The organism is Streptomyces sp. CC0208, from assembly GCF_003443735.1.
GTDB classification, from domain to species: Bacteria; Actinomycetota; Actinomycetes; order Streptomycetales; family Streptomycetaceae; genus Streptomyces; species Streptomyces sviceus.
Genome location: NZ_CP031969.1, coordinates 2,169,357 through 2,185,957, shown reverse-complemented (window position 1 = coordinate 2,185,957; position 16,601 = coordinate 2,169,357). Strand labels below are relative to the sequence as shown.

The 16,601-nt window shown below is 71.7% G+C and carries 13 protein-coding genes; 8 read left to right on the top strand and 5 right to left on the bottom strand.

What is annotated here, in order from left to right; all coding sequences use genetic code 11:
• Positions 1 to 48: 48 nt before the first annotated feature.
• Positions 49 to 1,527 (top strand): 3' terminal RNA ribose 2'-O-methyltransferase Hen1, encoded by a 1,479-nt coding sequence (locus tag D1369_RS09845; RefSeq protein WP_007385306.1) that lies wholly within the window; start codon positions 49 to 51, stop codon positions 1,525 to 1,527.
• Positions 1,524 to 4,067 (top strand): polynucleotide kinase-phosphatase, encoded by a 2,544-nt coding sequence (locus D1369_RS09840; protein WP_007385307.1) that lies wholly within the window; start codon positions 1,524 to 1,526, stop codon positions 4,065 to 4,067. Before D1369_RS09845 ends, D1369_RS09840 begins: the two co-directional genes overlap by 4 nt.
• 40 nt (positions 4,068 to 4,107) lie before the next feature.
• Here D1369_RS09840 and D1369_RS09835 read toward each other — a convergent pair whose 3' ends face one another.
• Positions 4,108 to 4,998: an NAD(+)/NADH kinase gene (locus tag D1369_RS09835; protein WP_007385308.1), complete on the bottom strand. Its 891-nt coding sequence runs from the start codon at positions 4,996 to 4,998 to the stop codon at positions 4,108 to 4,110.
• Positions 4,995 to 5,999 carry an SPFH domain-containing protein gene (locus D1369_RS09830; RefSeq protein WP_007385309.1) on the bottom strand — a complete coding sequence of 335 codons (1,005 nt, stop codon included), beginning with the start codon at positions 5,997 to 5,999 and terminating at the stop codon, positions 4,995 to 4,997. The genes D1369_RS09835 and D1369_RS09830 overlap by 4 nt, the downstream gene beginning before the upstream one ends.
• A 123-nt stretch (positions 6,000 to 6,122) precedes the next feature.
• Here D1369_RS09830 and D1369_RS09825 point away from each other — a divergent pair, with 123 nt between their 5' ends.
• Both D1369_RS09825 and argF read left to right on the top strand, forming a co-directional pair.
• Positions 6,123 to 7,346, top strand: a complete 1,224-nt coding sequence (locus tag D1369_RS09825) for an arginine deiminase (protein ID WP_007385310.1) — start codon at positions 6,123 to 6,125, stop codon at positions 7,344 to 7,346.
• Positions 7,347 to 7,405: 59 nt separating this feature from the next.
• The gene (gene argF, locus D1369_RS09820) at positions 7,406 to 8,413 is read left to right on the top strand and encodes an ornithine carbamoyltransferase (RefSeq protein ID WP_007385311.1); all 1,008 of its coding nucleotides are present in this window, start codon (positions 7,406 to 7,408) and stop codon (positions 8,411 to 8,413) included.
• Positions 8,414 to 8,416: 3 nt separating this feature from the next.
• Here argF and D1369_RS09815 read toward each other — a convergent pair whose 3' ends face one another.
• The gene (locus D1369_RS09815) at positions 8,417 to 8,869 is read right to left on the bottom strand and encodes an ATP-binding protein (protein WP_118082412.1); all 453 of its coding nucleotides are present in this window, start codon (positions 8,867 to 8,869) and stop codon (positions 8,417 to 8,419) included.
• 307 nt (positions 8,870 to 9,176) lie between these two features.
• On the opposite strand from D1369_RS09815, the gene D1369_RS09810 reads away from it, so the two are divergent.
• Both D1369_RS09810 and D1369_RS09805 read left to right on the top strand, forming a co-directional pair.
• Positions 9,177 to 10,004 carry an enoyl-CoA hydratase family protein gene (locus D1369_RS09810; RefSeq protein WP_007385313.1) on the top strand — a complete coding sequence of 276 codons (828 nt, stop codon included), beginning with the start codon at positions 9,177 to 9,179 and terminating at the stop codon, positions 10,002 to 10,004.
• Positions 10,005 to 10,006: 2 nt separating this feature from the next.
• Positions 10,007 to 12,304, top strand: a complete 2,298-nt coding sequence (locus D1369_RS09805) for a bifunctional salicylyl-CoA 5-hydroxylase/oxidoreductase (protein WP_240436064.1) — start codon at positions 10,007 to 10,009, stop codon at positions 12,302 to 12,304.
• A 105-nt stretch (positions 12,305 to 12,409) separates the two neighbouring features.
• On the opposite strand, the gene D1369_RS09800 is transcribed toward D1369_RS09805, so the two are convergent.
• Both D1369_RS09800 and D1369_RS09795 read right to left on the bottom strand, forming a co-directional pair.
• A complete protein-coding gene (locus D1369_RS09800) occupies positions 12,410 to 13,222 on the bottom strand; it encodes a PaaX family transcriptional regulator C-terminal domain-containing protein (RefSeq protein WP_118082411.1) in 813 nt (270 codons plus the stop codon).
• Between the two features lie 15 nt (positions 13,223 to 13,237).
• Positions 13,238 to 14,941 carry an AMP-binding protein gene (locus D1369_RS09795; protein ID WP_007385316.1) on the bottom strand — a complete coding sequence of 568 codons (1,704 nt, stop codon included), beginning with the start codon at positions 14,939 to 14,941 and terminating at the stop codon, positions 13,238 to 13,240.
• Positions 14,942 to 14,993: 52 nt separating this feature from the next.
• Here D1369_RS09795 and D1369_RS09790 point away from each other — a divergent pair, with 52 nt between their 5' ends.
• Together D1369_RS09790 and D1369_RS09785 are read left to right on the top strand one after the other, a co-directional pair.
• Entirely contained in the window at positions 14,994 to 16,172 is a 1,179-nt protein-coding gene (locus tag D1369_RS09790; protein WP_118082410.1) for an acyl-CoA dehydrogenase family protein, read from the top strand.
• Positions 16,169 to 16,567: a RidA family protein gene (locus tag D1369_RS09785; RefSeq protein ID WP_007385319.1), complete on the top strand. Its 399-nt coding sequence runs from the start codon at positions 16,169 to 16,171 to the stop codon at positions 16,565 to 16,567. The genes D1369_RS09790 and D1369_RS09785 overlap by 4 nt, the downstream gene beginning before the upstream one ends.
• Positions 16,568 to 16,601 lie beyond the last annotated feature (34 nt).

Genomic DNA, 16,601 nt, shown 5'->3' with positions numbered 1-16,601 from the left:
CGCGCGTACGGCACCCTGTCCCTGCCACCGGCCGGAAAGGCCACTCGCATGTTTCTGACGATCAGTACCACCGGCACTCCCGAGCGCCCCGCCACCGACCTCGGCTTCCTGCTGCACAAGCATCCCGAGAAGGCGCAGGCGTTCTCCACCTCCTACGGCAGGGCGCACGTCCTGTATCCCGAGGCGGACGATCAGCGCTGCACGGCGGCGCTGTTGCTGGAGGTCGACGCGGTGGCGCTGGTCAAGCGCGGCAAGGGCAAGGGGCGCGGCGGCGCCCCGGACGCGGCGCTCGCGCAGTACGTCAACGACCGTCCCTACGCGGCCTCTTCGCTGCTCGCGGTGGCGCTGAGCGCGGTCTTCTCCAGCGCGATGCGCGGGGTGTGCACCGCGAAGCCCGAACTGCCCTCGCGGGCCCGGCCGTTGCGCATCGAGGTACCGGCGCTTCCGGCTCGTGGCGGTCCCGCGCTCGTACGGGGGCTCTTCGAGCCGCTCGGCTGGACCGTGACCGTCGAACCGGTGGCGCTGGACAGCGAGTTCCCGGAGTGGGGCGACTCGCGCTACGTCCGGCTCGAACTGGAGTCCACGCGACTCACGCTCGCCGAGGCCCTGCGCCACCTGTACGTCCTCCTCCCCGTCCTCGACGACGCCAAGCACTACTGGGTGGCCCCCGACGAGGTCGACAAGCTGCTCAGGGCCGGTGAGGGCTGGCTGTCCGAGCACCCGGAGCAGAAGCTGATCACCAGCCGCTACCTGTCCCGCCGCTGGTCGCTGACGCGGGAGGCGATGGAACGCCTGGAACTGGTGCGGCTCGCCGAGGCCGACGACAGCGAGGTCGAGGACATCGACAACGCCGTCGAGGCGGAGACCGAGACCGAGGAGAAGCCTACCCCGCTCGCCGTCCAGCGCCGCGAGGCGATCCTTCAGGCGCTGCGCGCCGCCGGCGCCGCCCGCGTCCTCGATCTCGGCTGCGGACAGGGCCAGTTGGTGCAGGCGCTGCTCAAGGACCCGAAGTTCACCGAGATCGTCGGCGTCGACGTGTCGGTGCGGGCGCTCACCATCGCCTCCCGGCGGCTGAAGCTGGACCGCATGGGGGAGCGGACGGCCGCCCGCGTCCAGCTCTTCCAGGGCTCGCTGGCCTACACCGACAAGCGGCTCAAGGGGTACGACGCCGCCGTGCTCAGCGAGGTCATCGAGCACCTCGACCTGCCCCGGCTGCCCGCCCTGGAGTACGCGGTGTTCGGCGCGGCCCGCCCGCGGACCGTCCTCGTGACGACCCCCAACGTCGAGTACAACGTCCGCTGGGAGTCGCTCCCGGCCGGACACGTCCGGCACGGCGACCACCGCTTCGAGTGGACGCGGGAGGAGTTCCGCGCCTGGGCCGCGTCGGTGGCCGAACGGCACGGCTACGACGTGGAGTTCGTGCCGGTGGGACCGGACGACCCGGAGGTGGGACCACCCACCCAGATGGCCGTTTTTGTATTGAGCACAGCCGTGATCAGGACCGAGAAGGAGGTGAAGGCCGCATGAGCGAGACACAGACCAAGGGACGCACTCTTCCCGTCACCGACCTCTCCCTCGTCGTCCTCGTCGGCGCGTCCGGCTCCGGCAAGTCGACCTTCGCCCGCCGGCACTTCAAGCCGACCGAGGTGATCTCCTCGGACTTCTGCCGCGGCCTGGTCTCCGACGACGAGAACGACCAGGGCGCGACGAAGGACGCCTTCGACGTCCTGCACTACATCGCGGGCAAGCGCCTGGCCGCCGGCCGTCGCACCGTCGTCGACGCGACGTCCGTGCAGTCGGACTCCCGACGGCAGCTGATCGACCTGGCCAAGCAGTACGACGTCCTGCCCATCGCCATCGTGCTCGACGTGCCCGAGGAGGTGTGCGCCGAGCGCAACGCGGCCCGCACCGACCGGGCCGACATGCCGGTCCGGGTCATCAAGCGCCACATCCGCGAACTGCGGCGCTCGGTACGCCACCTGGAGCGCGAGGGCTTCCGCAAGGTGCACGTCCTGCGCGGGGTGGCCGACATCGAGCAGGCCACCGTCGTCACCGAGAAGCGCTTCAACGACCTGACCCACCTCACCGGACCCTTCGACATCGTCGGCGACATCCACGGCTGCGCCGGTGAACTCGAGTCGCTGCTCGGCAAGTTGGGCTACGTCGACGGCGTCCACCCCGAGGGCCGTACCGCGGTCTTCGTCGGCGACCTCGTCGACCGCGGCCCGGACAGCCCCGGTGTGCTGCGCCGCGTGATGTCGATGGTCAAGTCGGGCAACGCGCTGTGCGTGCCGGGCAACCACGAGAACAAGTACGGCCGTTACCTCAAGGGCCGCAAGGTCCAGCACACCCACGGCCTCGCGGAGACCATCGAGCAGATGGAGAGCGTCCCGGACGAGTTCCGGGCCGAGGTACGGGAGTTCATCGACGGCCTCGTCAGCCACTACGTCCTCGACGGCGGCCGCCTGGTGGTCTGTCACGCCGGTCTGCCGGAGAAGTACCACGGCCGCACCTCCGGCAGGGTCCGCTCGCACGCGCTGTACGGCGACACCACCGGTGAGACCGACGAGTTCGGGCTGCCGGTGCGCTACCCGTGGGCGGAGGACTACCGCGGCCGGGCGGCCGTGGTCTACGGCCACACCCCGGTCCCGGAGGCGACCTGGCTCAACAACACCATCTGCCTGGACACCGGCGCGGTCTTCGGCGGCAAGCTGACGGCGCTGCGCTGGCCGGAGCGGGAACTGGTCGACGTACCGGCGGAGCGGGTCTGGTACGAGCCGACGAAACCGCTGAGGTCCGAGGCGCCCGGCGGGCACGACGGCCGGCCGCTGGACCTCGCCGACGTGCACGGCCGCCGGGCGGTCGAGACCCGGCACCAGGGCCGGGTCGCCGTCCGCGAGGAGAACGCCGCCGCGGCCCTTGAGGTCATGAGCCGCTTCGCGGTGGACCCGCGGCTGCTGCCGTACCTCCCGCCGACCATGGCGCCGACGGCGACCTCACATGTCGAAGGCTTCCTGGAGCACCCGGTGGAGGCGTTCGCGCAGTACGCCGGGGACGGGGTCGAGCGGGTCGTGTGCGAGGAGAAGCACATGGGCTCGCGGGCGGTGGCCCTGGTGTGCCGCGACGCGGAGACGGCCCGCAGGCGCTTCGGGGTGGACGGGCCGACGGGCTCGCTGTACACCCGCACGGGCCGTCCCTTCTTCGACGACGAGTCGGTGACGGAGACGGTCCTCGACCGCCTGCGGACGGCTGTCGGCGAGGCGGGCCTGTGGGACGAACTCGACACGGACTGGCTGCTGTTGGACGCCGAGCTGATGCCGTGGTCGCTGAAGGCCTCGGGCCTGCTGCGCTCGCAGTACGCGGCCGTCGGCGCCGCGTCCGGCGCGGTGTTCCCGGGCGCGCTGGCCGCGCTGGAAGGCGCCGCGGCGCGCGGTGTCGAGGTCGCCGACCTGCTGGCCCGCCAGCGGGAACGCGCGGTGAACGCCGCCGCGTTCACCGACGCGTACCGCCGCTACTGCTGGACCACGGACGGCCTGGACGGCGTCCGCCTGGCCCCGTTCCAGGTCCTCGCCGTCCAGGGCCGCAGCCTCGCCGGGCTCCCGCACGACGAGCAGCTGGCCCTGATCGACCGCCTGGTGGAGCACGACGGCACGGGCCTGCTCCAGACCACCCGCCGGCTCTACGTCGACACCGGCGACCCGGAGTCGGTGCGGGCGGGCGTCGACTGGTGGCTGGAGATGACGGGGCGCGGCGGCGAGGGCATGGTCGTCAAGCCGCTCGGCGCGGTGGTCCGTAGCGGGGAGGGCCGTCTGGTCCAGCCCGGCATCAAGTGCCGCGGCCGGGAGTACCTGCGGATCATCTACGGCCCCGAGTACACCCGTCCGGAGAACCTGGACCGCCTGCGGGGGAGGTTCCTGAACCACAAGCGCTCCCTGGCGATCCGCGAGTACGCCCTCGGCCTGGAGGCCCTGGAGCGGCTGGCGGAGGGCGAGCCGCTGTGGCGGGTCCACGAGGCGGTGTTCGGGGTGCTGGCGCTGGAGTCGGAGCCGGTCGACCCACGGCTGTGAGCCGCGGGGCCGGGGGTGAGGGGTGATCTGCGGTCACCCCTCACCCCACCAACCGCAACCGCTCCGCGCACACCCCCACCTCCACCGTCTGTCCCCACGTCAGCTCCAGTGAGTCGCCCTCCATCCCGTCCCCGAAGGCGATCAGGCGCTCGGACTCGACGGTCAGGCGGAGGCGGGTGGAGGCGGGGAGCTCGCCGGCGGTCAGGGAGGTGCCGGTGGCCGGGGACGGCCAGGCCTCACGGACGAACCAGACCAGGCGGGTTTCCGTGGGGGCCGGCAGCCTTAGGGCGGCGCCCCGCTCCTGCCACACGGACCGGAGCCAGCCCGTGGCTCCGGTCCCGGTCCCCACCAGCACCCCGGACGAAGCCTGGGCCTCGACGACACCCCCGTCGCCCTCCAGGCCCAGGCGGTATCTGGCGGTCTGATGACCGGCGGCGCCCAGGTAGATCTCGTTCAGTGCGACGAGCCGCTGGGTGTCGTCCGCGACGGCCTCGACCATCGTCAACTCGTCGACGCTTCCACCGGCCGCCGTCAGCAACCCCGCCGTGTCCCGCGGACGGTGCCGAACCAGGACACCGGGGTTGCGGCCCGGCTCGGTGTCGATGCCCAACACCCGTTGTCCCGAGAGGTACTTGGCCACGTTCGCCACCAGGCCGTCCTGGCCGACCACGATCACGACGTCCTCGGGGGCGAACAGGAAGCGGTCCAGGTCGGCCCGCTCCACCCGTGCCTGACGCCAGGTCAGCGGGATCGCGGAGGTCACCTCGGCGAGTGCGCGGCGGGTGCGCTCGTGGCGTTCGGCGACCTCCTCGATGTCCCGGCCCCGGGAGGAGAGGAAGAAGGCGGCCTGGCCGTGGGTGCCGTGGTGGGCCACCAACTCCTCGTACTCCGTGGTGCGATGGACCAGGACGGCCCGTGGCGCGAGACTCACTCCGGCTCCCGTGCGCCCAGCTTGGCCAGGAGACCCGTCAGCACGTCCGGCGAGATCGTCACGCTGTCGATGTGCGGCAGGTTCTCCGCGAGCCGGGTTCCGGTGAGGGCGTGCAGGGTGGCGACCTCGACGTCCTCGTGGACCTTCAGCCAGGCGGCCTGCGCCTGTGCCTTCGCGTCGCCGACCGCGCGCGCTCCTTCGGCCTCCGCCCGAGCCAGCCGTACCGAACGCGTCGCCTCCGCCTCGGCCCGTACCGCGTCCGCCGCCGCGTGCTCCTCCGCCTCCCGGCGGGCGTTCGTGCCGCGCTGTTCGACCAACTGCTCTTCGCGGCGGGCGAGTTCGATCTGGCTGGCCAGTTCGTTCTCGGCGATGGCCCGCTCGCGCTCCACGGCCACGGCCCGCCGTTCGTAGGTCGCCCGGTCGGCCTCCTGCTGGATCTGTTCGCGGGCCGGGGTGCGCAGGGCCCGTTCCACCTCCGGCTCGGGTCTCAGTGCCATCACGCGTACGGCGACCACCTCGATGCCGGTGGCCGGCAGTCGTGGCTCGGCGTCCAGGCCCGCCGCGACCCGCTCGCGCACCGCCGCCACCCCGTCCACCAGGGCGGCGGACAGGGGAGTGCGGGCCAGTACGTCGAGCGCGTGCTGCTGGGCCGTCTCCGTGAGCAGCGTGCCCAGTTGTTCCAGGGGCGCGCCCCGCCACACCCCGGTGTCCGGGTCGATCGAGAAGTCCATGCGGGCGGCGGCGAGCGCCGGGTCGCCGATCCGGTAGGTCACGGTCGCCTGGACCGCCACGTCCTGGAAGTCGGACGTACGGGCATGGAAGGTCATGGCCAACTCGCGGTCGTCCACCGGAACTTCGGAGAGCGCGGCCGTCAGCGCGCGGAACCAGAAGCTGAGCCCCGGACCGTCGTGCAGCAGCTTGCCGCCGCGGTGGTGCCGGATGTGCGCCGTGGGCGCGCCGCGCAGATGGCGCCAACCGAGGCGCCGGGTGATGTCGGCCATCGAACCCCCTCTTTTCGTCCGTACGACGATAACCAGGCGATCCGTTTATCGTCAAGAGGACGAGAACGGGAAATCTGTACGAACGAAGGCGTCAAGACGCTTCCCGTTGGTCAGGATGGAGGCATGGGATTCCACGTCGACTCCGAAGCCGGGCGGCTCAGCCGCGTCATCCTGCACCGGCCGGATCTCGAGCTCAAAAGGCTCACCCCCAGCAACAAGGACGCACTCCTCTTCGACGACGTGCTGTGGGTGCGCCGGGCGCGCGCCGAGCACGACGGGTTCGCCGACGTGCTGCGCGACCGCGGTGTCGCCGTGCACCTCTTCGGCGACCTGCTCGCCGAGGCCCTGGAGGTGCCGGCGGCCCGGTCGCTCGTGCTCGACCGCGTCTTCGACGAGAAGGAGTACGGCCCGTTGGCCACCGACCACCTGAGGGCCTCCTTCGAGACGCTGCCCGCCGGAGAGCTGGCGGAGGCCCTCATCGGCGGGATGACCAAGCGGGAGTTCCTGGACGCCCACCCGGAGCCCACCTCGGTGCGCTTCCACGTCATGGACCTCGACGACTTCCTTCTCGCCCCGCTGCCCAACCACCTCTTCACCCGGGACACCTCCGCCTGGATATACGACGGGGTCTCCGTCAACGCGATGAAGTGGCCCGCCCGTCAGCGCGAGACCGTCCACTTCGAGGCGATCTACCGCCACCACCCGCTCTTCCGTGACGAGACGTTCCACATCTGGTCGGAGGGCCAGGCCGACTACCCGTCCACCATCGAGGGCGGTGACGTCCTCGTCATCGGCAACGGCGCGGTCCTCATCGGCATGAGCGAGCGGACCACGCCCCAGGCCGTCGAGATGCTCGCGCACAAGCTCTTCGCCGAGGGCTCCGCGCAGTCGATCGTGGCCCTCGACATGCCGAAGCGCCGGGCCTTCATGCATCTGGACACCGTGATGACGATGGTCGACGGCGACACCTTCACCCAGTACGCGGGGCTCGGCATGCTCCGCTCGTACACCATCGAACCGGGCGTCGGTGACAAGGAGCTCAAGGTCACCGACCACCCGCCGGAGCACATGCACCGCGCGATCGCCGCCGCGCTCGGGCTGAGCGAGATCCGGGTCCTGACCGCCACCCAGGACGTGCACGCGGCCGAGCGCGAGCAGTGGGACGACGGCTGCAACGTCCTCGCCGTCGAGCCGGGTGTCGTCGTCGCCTACGAGCGCAACGCCACCACCAACACCCATCTGCGCAAGCAGGGCATCGAGGTCATCGAGATCCCGGGCAGCGAGCTGGGGCGGGGGAGGGGCGGGCCGCGCTGCATGAGCTGTCCGGTGGAAAGGGCGGCTGTATAGAAATGCTGAATATCGTATAGACTTCCACGGTCCTGTTCCCGTCCCTCTGGAGCGCCCCCATGGCGACTGTTCCCACCGCCCTCGCCGGGCGCCACTTCCTCAAGGAGCTCGACTTCACGGCAGAGGAGTTCCTCGGCCTGGTCGCGCTGGCGGCCGAGCTGAAGGCCGCCAAGAAGGCGGGGACCGAGACGCGGTACCTGAGCGGGAAGAACATCGCGCTGATCTTCGAGAAGACCTCGACGCGCACCCGCTGCGCGTTCGAGGTCGCGGCGGCGGACCAGGGGGCCTCGACGACCTACCTGGACCCGTCCGGCTCGCAGATCGGGCACAAGGAGTCCGTGCGCGACACCGCGCGCGTGCTCGGCCGTATGTACGACGGGATCGAGTACCGCGGGGACAGCCAGCAGAAGGTGGAGGAGCTGGCCGAGTACGCCGGAGTGCCGGTGTACAACGGGCTCACCGACGACTGGCACCCCACACAGATGCTGGCCGATGTGCTGACGATGACCGAGCACACCGCGAAGCCGGTCCGGGAGATCGCGTTCGCCTACCTCGGGGACGCGCGGTTCAACATGGGCAACTCGTATCTGGTCACCGGCGCGCTGCTGGGCATGGACGTACGGATCGTCGCGCCGAAGACCTACTGGCCCGCGCAGGACGTCGTCGAGCGGGCGCGGGCGCTCGCCGTGGACAGCGGGGCGCGGATCACCCTCACCGAGTCGCTGGAGGAGGGCGTGCGGGGGGCGGACTTCGTCGCCACCGACGTCTGGGTGTCCATGGGGGAGCCGAAGGACGTGTGGGACGAGCGGATCGCCGCGCTGTCGCCGTACGCGGTGACCATGGACGTGCTGCGGGCCACGGGGAACGCGGACGTGAAGTTCCTGCACTGCCTGCCCGCCTTCCACGACCTCGGTACGAAGGTCGGGCAGGAGATCTTCGAGACCCACGGCCTCGAGTCCCTGGAGGTCACGGACGAGGTGTTCGAGTCGGCGCACTCGGTCGTCTTCGACGAGGCGGAGAACCGTCTGCACACGATCAAGGCCGTGCTGGTGGCGACGCTGGCCTGAGCGTCACGCCGGGTGCCACTGAGGCGGCACCGCCTTGAGGTGGAACCACACCGCCTTGCCGGTCTCGGTCGGGCGGTGACCGCACGACGAGCTGAGCGCCCTGATCAGGAGCAGTCCCCGGCCGTGCTCCTGCCAGGGGTCCGGGTCCGTGGTGTCCGGCCGGGTGAGATGCCCCGGGGGCGCCGGGTCCGGGTCGTGCACCTCCACCTGGCAGCCGGTCGGCAGCAGCTCCACGACCAGCTCTATCGGGGTGTCGCCGGCCGTGTGCTCCACGGCGTTCGCCACCAGCTCGGCCGTCAGCAGCTCCGCGGTGTCGCAGTCCGCCCCGTGCTCCAGCTCGGCCAGCGCGGTGCGGACCAGAGCGCGCGCCACGGGCACGGCCGCGGCGGAATGCGGCAGCGCGATGCGCCAGGAGGCCGAGGCTGAGGGGCGATCTTGCAAGGCGGTTCCGTTCATGAGCAGGCTGTCCTGCTTTCAACCCGATGAATGGTACGGCGCCGTCGGCAGAGTCGTCCGGCGGGCACCGCAGGGGACCTTCGGCCCCCTTGGCAGGCGGCTTACCCGTAGCAACGGCTTGCCTCTCACCGCTGATCCCGCCGTTGCCCCTCTGTCGACGAGCCGTGACGGATGTGACGGGGCCAGGTCACATCCGAACGCTCCTATTGCGCACTCGTGACGACAGTCAAAGATGGGTGATAACTTCGAAGGGCAGAGCGCACCTCGAACCTCGCACCCCGACCGAGCACGAGGAGGCCGCACGGACATGAGCCCCTTCACCGGCTCCGCCGCCCGCACCCCCCACTGGCAGCACCTGCGCGTCGACCTCGCCGACGGGGTCGCCACGGTCACCCTCGCCCGCCCCGACAAACTCAACGCGCTCACCTTCGGCGCCTACGCCGACCTGCGCGACCTGCTCGCCGAGCTGTCCCGCGAGCGCTCCGTCCGGGCCCTGGTCCTGGCCGGCGAGGGCCGCGGCTTCTGCTCCGGCGGCGACGTCGACGAGATCATCGGCGCGACCCTCGCCATGGACACCGCCCAGCTCCTCGACTTCAACCGGATGACGGGCCAGGTGGTGCGGGCCGTACGGGAGTGTCCGTTCCCGGTGATCGCGGCCGTGCACGGGGTGGCGGCGGGCGCGGGCGCGGTCCTCGCCCTGGCGGCCGACTTCCGGGTGGCGGACCCCTCGGCCCGCTTCGCCTTCCTGTTCACCCGGGTCGGCCTGTCCGGCGGCGACATGGGCGCGGCCTATCTGCTGCCCCGCGTGGTCGGCCTCGGCCACGCCACCCGCCTCCTCATGCTCGGCGAGCCGGTCCGCGCGCCCGAGGCCGAGCGCATCGGCCTGATCAGCGAACTGACGCCGGAGGGCGGCGCGGACGAGGCCGCGCAGGCCCTGGCCCACCGCCTGGCCGAGGGCCCGGCACTGGCGTACGCCCAGACGAAGGCACTGCTGACGGCGGAACTGGACATGCCGCTCGCGGCTTCGGTGGAACTGGACGCCTCGACGCAGGCCCTGCTGATGAACGGCGACGACTACCGGGAGTTCCACGCGGCGTTCACGGAGAAGCGACCGCCGAAATGGAAGGGGCGGTGATCATGTCCACTCCTGTCCGGGGCATGTCCACTCCGGTCCGGCGCATCGCGATCATCGGCGGCGGCCCCGGAGGGCTGTACGCGGCAGCTCTGCTGAAGCGGCTCGATCCCGGGCGGGACATCACCGTGTGGGAACGCAACGCTCCCGACGACACCTTCGGCTTCGGCGTGGTGCTGTCCGACGAGACCCTGGGGGGCATCGAACACGCGGATCCCGAGGTCTACGAGGCCCTGTGCGAGGACTTCGTCCGCTGGGACGACATCGACATCGTGCACCGGGGCACCCGGCACACCTCCGGAGGGCACGGCTTCGCCGCACTGGGCCGCAGGCGACTCCTCGACATCCTGCACACCCGCTGCCGCGCACTCGGCGTCGACCTGCGCTTTCGCACCGAGGCGCCACCCGACCCGGCCCGGACCCACGACCTGGTCATCGCGGCCGACGGAGTCAACAGCACCACCCGCCAACGCCTCGGCCATGTGTTCCGCCCCCATGTGACCCCACACCACTGCCGCTACATCTGGCTCGCCGCGGACTTCCCCTTCGACGCGTTCCGGTTCGAGATCGCCGAGACCGAGCACGGCGTGCTGCAACTCCACGGCTACCCCTATTCCCCCGACGCCTCCACCGTGATCATCGAGATGCGCGAGGAGGTCTGGAGGGCGGCCGGCTTCGACGAGGTCACCGTGCAGGAGTCGACGGAGAGGTGCGCCAAGATCTTCGCCGAAGCCCTCCGCGGCCGCCCGCTGCGCTCCAACAACTCCACGTGGACCACCTTCCGCACGGTGGTCAACGACCACTGGTCGCACGGCAACACCGTGCTGCTCGGCGACGCGGCCCACACCGCCCACTTCTCCATCGGCTCCGGCACCAAGCTCGCCGTGGAGGACGCCCTCGCCCTGGCCGCCTGCCTCGAGGAACAGCCTTCGCTGGACAGGGCGTTGGCGGCCTACGAGGCGGAGCGCAAACCCGTCGTCGCCTCCACGCAACGCGCCGCCCGCGCCAGCCTGGAGTGGTTCGAGAACCTCAACCTGTACCTCGACCAGCCGCCCCGCCAGTTCGCCTTCAACCTGCTCACCCGCAGCCGCCGCGTCACCCACGACAACCTGCGCCTGCGCGACCCGCGTTTCACCGGCGCCGTGGAGCGCGAGTTCGGCTGCCCGCCCGGCACGCCCCCGATGTTCACCCCGTTCCGGCTGCGCGGTCTGACCCTGCGCAACCGGGTCGTGGTCTCGCCGATGGACATGTACTCCGCCACCGACGGCGTCCCCGGCGACTTCCACCTGGTCCACCTGGGTGCCCGGGCCCTCGGCGGCGCCGGGCTGGTGATGACCGAGATGGTGTGCGTCTCACCCGAGGGACGCATCACACCCGGCTGCACCGGTCTCTACAACGGCAGGCAGGCCGCGGCCTGGAAACGGATCACCGACTTCGTGCACGAGCGGTCGCCGGGCACCGCGATCGGCCTGCAGCTCGGCCACAGCGGCCGCAAGGGCTCGACCAAGCTGATGTGGGAGGGCATCGACGAGCCCCTGCCGGAGGGCAACTGGCCGGTCGTGGCGCCGTCCCCGATCCCGTACAAGCCCTCCAACCAGACCCCGCGCGAGCTCGGCCGCGCCCAACTGACCGACATCCGCGAGCAGTTCACGGCCGCCGCCTGGCGTGCCGCCCGAGCGGGCTTCGACCTCCTCGAACTGCACTGCGCCCACGGCTACCTGCTCTCCGGCTTTCTCTCCCCGCTGGCCAACCGGCGCACCGACGCCTACGGCGGCTCGCTCCACAAGCGCCTGCGCTTCCCGCTCGAAGTCTTCGACGCGGTCAGGGAAGTGTGGCCGCAGGAAAGGCCCATGACCGTCCGCATCTCCGCCACCGACTGGGCCGAGGGCGGCACCACGGCCGAGGACGCCGTCGAGATCGCCCGCGCCTTCGCCGCGCACGGCGCCGACGCCATCGACGTGTCGACCGGGCAGGTCGTGGCCGAGGAGCACCCGGAGTACGGGCGCTCGTACCAGACGCCGTACGCCGACCGGATCCGCCACGAGACCGGCGTCCCGGTGATCGCGGTCGGCGCCATCTCCTCCTGGGACGACGTCAACTCACTGATCCTGGCCGGGCGTACGGACCTGTGCGCGCTGGCCCGCCCGCACCTCTACGACCCGCACTGGACCCTGCACGCGGCCGCCGAGCAGGGGTACGACGGTCCCGGCGTCGCCTGGCCCGACCCGTACCGCGCGGGCAGCCGACGGCCGCAGACCGGACGCACGGACGCCCCCAAGCCCCGTCTCGGGCTGGGGACTTGAGGGCCACGTACGGCGTCCCGCTCGCCTCGTGCCGCTCGCGCACATCTCGCCCGCGCTCGGCAGTCCCGTGTGCCGGACGGTGGCTCCGGGCCCGTGCCGTGGTGCTCACAGGCCGGCGAACGTGGCCCCCGCGTCCCGCAGCCGCTCGTGCAGGCCTCGGAACACCGCCGCCGCCCGCTCGCCCGGCCAGTCCTCCGGGAGCAGGGGGGCGGGCAGGCCGGGGTCGGCGTAGGGGAGACGGCGCCAGGAGTCGAGGGCGAGGAGGTAGTCGCGGTAGGCCTCCTCCGGTGGGGTGTCGGCCCGGTCCTCCCAGTCGCGCAGCACGCGCGCGTGGCGGTCGAGGAACGCCTCGTGCTCCTTGGCGATCGCGGCCAGGTCCCACCAGCGGGCGACCGCCTCGACGGACGCCGCGAAACCGAGATGCTCGCCGCGGAAGAAGTCCACATACGGGTCGAGCCGCAGCCTCTGGAGGGTGTGCCGGGCCTCCTCGTACAGCCGCGCGGGGGCGATCCACACGCCGGGAGCCGCCGTGCCGAAGCCGAGTCCGGCCAGTCGTGAGCGCAGCACGTGCCGCTTCTGCCGCTCCGACTCGGGCACCGAGAACACGGCGAGCACCCAGCCCTCGTCCTCGGGCGGTGTCACCGCGTAGATGCGCCGGTCGCCGTCGTCGAGCAACTGACGGGCCTCCGGCGACAGTTCGTACCCGGCTGCGCCCAGGGACGTGCGGGCCGGCAGCAGCAGGCCGCGCCGCTTGAGCCGGGAAACCGACGACCGTACGGAGGGGGCGTCCACGCCGACCGCGGCCAGCAGCCGGATCAGCTCGGCGACGGGCACGGGGCCCGGCATGAAGCGGCCGTAGGCTCCGTAGAGCGTGACGATGAGAGACCGTGGTGCATGCTGGTCGGACACGTTGATCATCTTAGGTCGTGTGGATCACTGCTGGTCACCATCGGTGCGCAACCTGAACCGCTGGAGTTTGCCGGTCGCCGTGCGCGGCAGCGCGTCCAGGAAGACGATCTCGCGCGGGCATTTGTAGGGCGCCAGTTCGCCCTTGACGAAGGTGCGCAGCGCCTCCGCGTCGCGCTCTGCGCCCTCCTTGAGGACGGCGAAGGCGACGACGACCTGACCGCGCGCCTCGTCGGCCCGTCCCACGACCGCCGCCTCCACCACGTCCGGGTGTCGCAGCAGGGCGTCCTCGACCTCCGGTCCGGCGATGTTGTACCCGGCGGAGATGATCATGTCGTCCGCGCGGGCCACATAGCGGAAGTACCCATCGCTTTGGCGGATGTATGTGTCGCCGGTGATGTTCCAGCCGTCCCGCACGTACTCGCGCTGCCGGGGATCGGCGAGATAGCGGCAGCCCACGGGGCCGCGCACGGCGAGCAGCCCGGGCTCGCCGTCGGGCTGCTCGTGACCCGTCTCGTCGACCACGCGCGCGTGCCATCCGGGTACCGGCACCCCGGTCGTCCCGGGCCGGATGTCCTCGTCGGCCGCGGAGATGAAGATGTGCAGCAGCTCGGTGGCGCCGATGCCGTTGACGATCCGCAGCCCGGTCCGCTCCCGCCAGGCCCGCCAGGTGGCCGCGGGCAGGTTCTCCCCGGCGGAGACACAGCGGCGCAGGGACGAGACGTCGTACGCGTCGAGCTCGTCGAGCATCGCGCGGTAGGCGGTGGGCGCGGTGAAGAGCACGGAGACCCGGTGCTCGGCGACGGCCGGCAGCAACTGCCTGGGACCGGCCTGTTCGAGAAGGAGGGAGCTGGCGCCCACGCGCATCGGGAAGATCACCAGGCCGCCGAGCCCGAAGGTGAATCCGAGCGGGGGGCTGCCGGCGAAGACATCGTCCCCATGTGGTTTGAGCACATGCTTGGAGAAGGTGTCGGCTATCGCGAGCACATCCCGGTGGAAGTGCATACAGCCCTTGGGGCGTCCGGTGGTCCCGGAGGTGAAGGCGATCAGCGCCACGTCGTCGGCTGCGGTCTCCACGGCGGGGTACGGCGTCCCGGGCGCCTCGCGGTTCAGGAGGTCGTCGGGGGCGTCGCCGCCGTACGTCGTGATCCTCAGGCCCGGTATCTCGGCCTTGGCGAGGTCGTCCACGGCGCGGATGTCGCACAGGGCGTGCTCGATGCGCGCGATCTCGCACATCGTCGCCAGCTCGTGCGGGCGCTGCTGGGCCAGCACCGTCACCGCGACCGCGCCCGCCTTCAGCACCGCCAGCCAGCAGGCCGCGAGCCAGGGCGTGGTGGGGCCGCGCAGCAGGACACGGTTGCCGGGGACGACCCCGAGATCGCCGGTGAGGAGATGCGCGAGCCGGTCGACCCGGGCGCGGAGTGTGCCGTACGTCCATGTGGCCCCGGTCGGGGTGCGGAAGACCGGGCGGTCGTCGGGCGGGCCCGTCAGCAGTTCGGCGGCACAGTTCAGCCGATCGGGGTACCTCAGCTCCGGCAGGCCGAAGCGGAGCTCCGGCCACTGGTCGGGGGGCGGGAGGTGGTCGCGCGCGAAGGTGTCGACGTGGGCCGAGACGTTCATGGCGGGTCGCCCCCTTGCCTTGTGGACCGCGTGGCCGCATGGCCGCGTGGGCCGCCTTGTGGGCGTCGATGGTGGGCTCGTACGAGGAGCGTATCGTGTTGGTGACGACAGTCAACGGTGCGCGATACTGTCGAAGGGTCCTGTCGACGAGAGGGGACCGGCCATGCCCGCATTCTCGCTCGAACCGTCACAGACCGCCCGGTGTGCGGAGCTGCGTGCCCTGGCCGCGGAACGGCTGCGCCCGCTCGCGGAGAAGGGCGAGCCGGGGCAGGTGAACCGTCCCCTGGTCGCCGAGCTCGGTCGACTGGGCCTGCTGGAGCGGCTGTTCACCTCCGGCGCCCTCGACCTCTGCCTGATGCGGGAGTCCCTCGCCTACGCCTGCACGGAAGGCGAGACGGCCCTCGCCCTCCAGGGCCTCGGCGCCCACCCCGTCCACGCCCACGGCACCCCGGCCCAGCGGGAACGCTGGCTGCCGGCGGTCGGCGAGGGCACGGCGGTGGCCGCGTTCGCGCTGAGCGAGCCCGGGGCGGGGTCGGACGCGGCGGCGTTGTCGCTGCGGGCGGAGCGGGAAGCCGCCGCGCCCGGCGATCCTGCGTCGGCGCAGCCGATCGCCACCCCCGACGGCCCCTCCCGCTGGCGCCTCACCGGGGAGAAGTGCTGGATCTCCAACGCCCCCGAGGCGGACTTCTACACCGTCTTCGCCCGCACCACCCCCGGCGCCGGAGCCCGCGGAGTCACGGCGTTCCTCGTGCCCGCCGACCGGCCCGGGCTCACCGGCACCGCCCTCGACATGCTCTCCCCGCACCCCATCGGCGCCCTCGCCTTCGACGCCGTACCGGTGAGCGCCGACGACGTCCTCGGTGAGGTCGACCGAGGCTTCCGGGTCGCCATGGGCACCCTCAACCTCTTCCGGCCCAGCGTCGGCGCCTTCGCGCTGGGCATGGCACAGGCGGCGCTGGACGCGACCCTCGCGCACACCTCCCGACGGGACGCCTTCGGCGGCAAGTTGCGGGACCTGCAGAGCGTCGCCCACACGGTCGCCGAGATGGCCCTGCGCACGGACGCGGCCCGCCTCATGGTGTACGCGGCGGCGACGGCGTACGACGAAGGCGCCCCGGACGTTCCCAAGCGCGCGGCGATGGCCAAACTGCTCGCCACCGAGACCGCGCAGTACGTCGTCGACACCGCGGTCCAACTCCACGGCGCCCGTGCCCTTGAGCGCGGTCACCTGCTGGAGCACCTGTACCGGGAGGTGCGCGCCCCGCGCATCTACGAAGGGGCCAGCGAGGTCCAACGGGGCATCATCGCCAAGGAGTTGTACGCCGACCTGGAGGTGCCGTGAGCGCCGAGCGCATCAACCCGCCCGAACTGTCCCCGCCCACCGGCTTCTCCCACGCGGTCGTCGCCACCGGATCCCGGGTGGTCTTCCTCGCGGGGCAGACCGCGCTCGACGCCGACGGAAAGGTGGTGGGGGAGACCCTCCCCGAGCAGTTCGAGCGCGCGCTCACGAACCTGCTGACGGCTCTGCGAGCGTCCGGTGGCACGCCCGCCGACCTCGCCCGGGTCACCGTCTACGCCACCGATATCGCCGCCTACCGCGCCCATGTGCGCGAACTCGGCCGCATCTGGCGGGAGTTGGCGGGCCGTGACTATCCCGCGATGGCGGTCGTGGAGGTCGTACGGCTGTGGGACGACCAGGCGGCGGTGGAGCTCGACGGCTTCGCTGTGCTGCCGTAGCGTCCTGATCTACCCGGGAACGGCCCCGCGCAGA

Excerpts from the sequence above, each read along its gene's own strand:
- D1369_RS09845 (WP_007385306.1), top strand. The coding sequence starts at position 49 with ATGTTTCTGACGATCAGTACCACCGGCACTCCCGAGCGCCCCGCCACC.
- D1369_RS09840 (WP_007385307.1), top strand. The coding sequence starts at position 1,524 with ATGAGCGAGACACAGACCAAGGGACGCACTCTTCCCGTCACCGACCTC.
- D1369_RS09830 (WP_007385309.1), bottom strand. The coding sequence starts at position 5,999 with ATGGCCGACATCACCCGGCGCCTCGGTTGGCGCCATCTGCGCGGCGCG.
- D1369_RS09825 (WP_007385310.1), top strand. The coding sequence starts at position 6,123 with ATGGGATTCCACGTCGACTCCGAAGCCGGGCGGCTCAGCCGCGTCATC.
- argF (WP_007385311.1), top strand. The coding sequence starts at position 7,406 with ATGGCGACTGTTCCCACCGCCCTCGCCGGGCGCCACTTCCTCAAGGAG.
- D1369_RS09815 (WP_118082412.1), bottom strand. The coding sequence starts at position 8,869 with ATGAACGGAACCGCCTTGCAAGATCGCCCCTCAGCCTCGGCCTCCTGG.
- D1369_RS09810 (WP_007385313.1), top strand. The coding sequence starts at position 9,177 with ATGAGCCCCTTCACCGGCTCCGCCGCCCGCACCCCCCACTGGCAGCAC.
- D1369_RS09805 (WP_240436064.1), top strand. The coding sequence starts at position 10,007 with ATGTCCACTCCTGTCCGGGGCATGTCCACTCCGGTCCGGCGCATCGCG.
- D1369_RS09800 (WP_118082411.1), bottom strand. The coding sequence starts at position 13,222 with ATGATCAACGTGTCCGACCAGCATGCACCACGGTCTCTCATCGTCACG.
- D1369_RS09790 (WP_118082410.1), top strand. The coding sequence starts at position 14,994 with ATGCCCGCATTCTCGCTCGAACCGTCACAGACCGCCCGGTGTGCGGAG.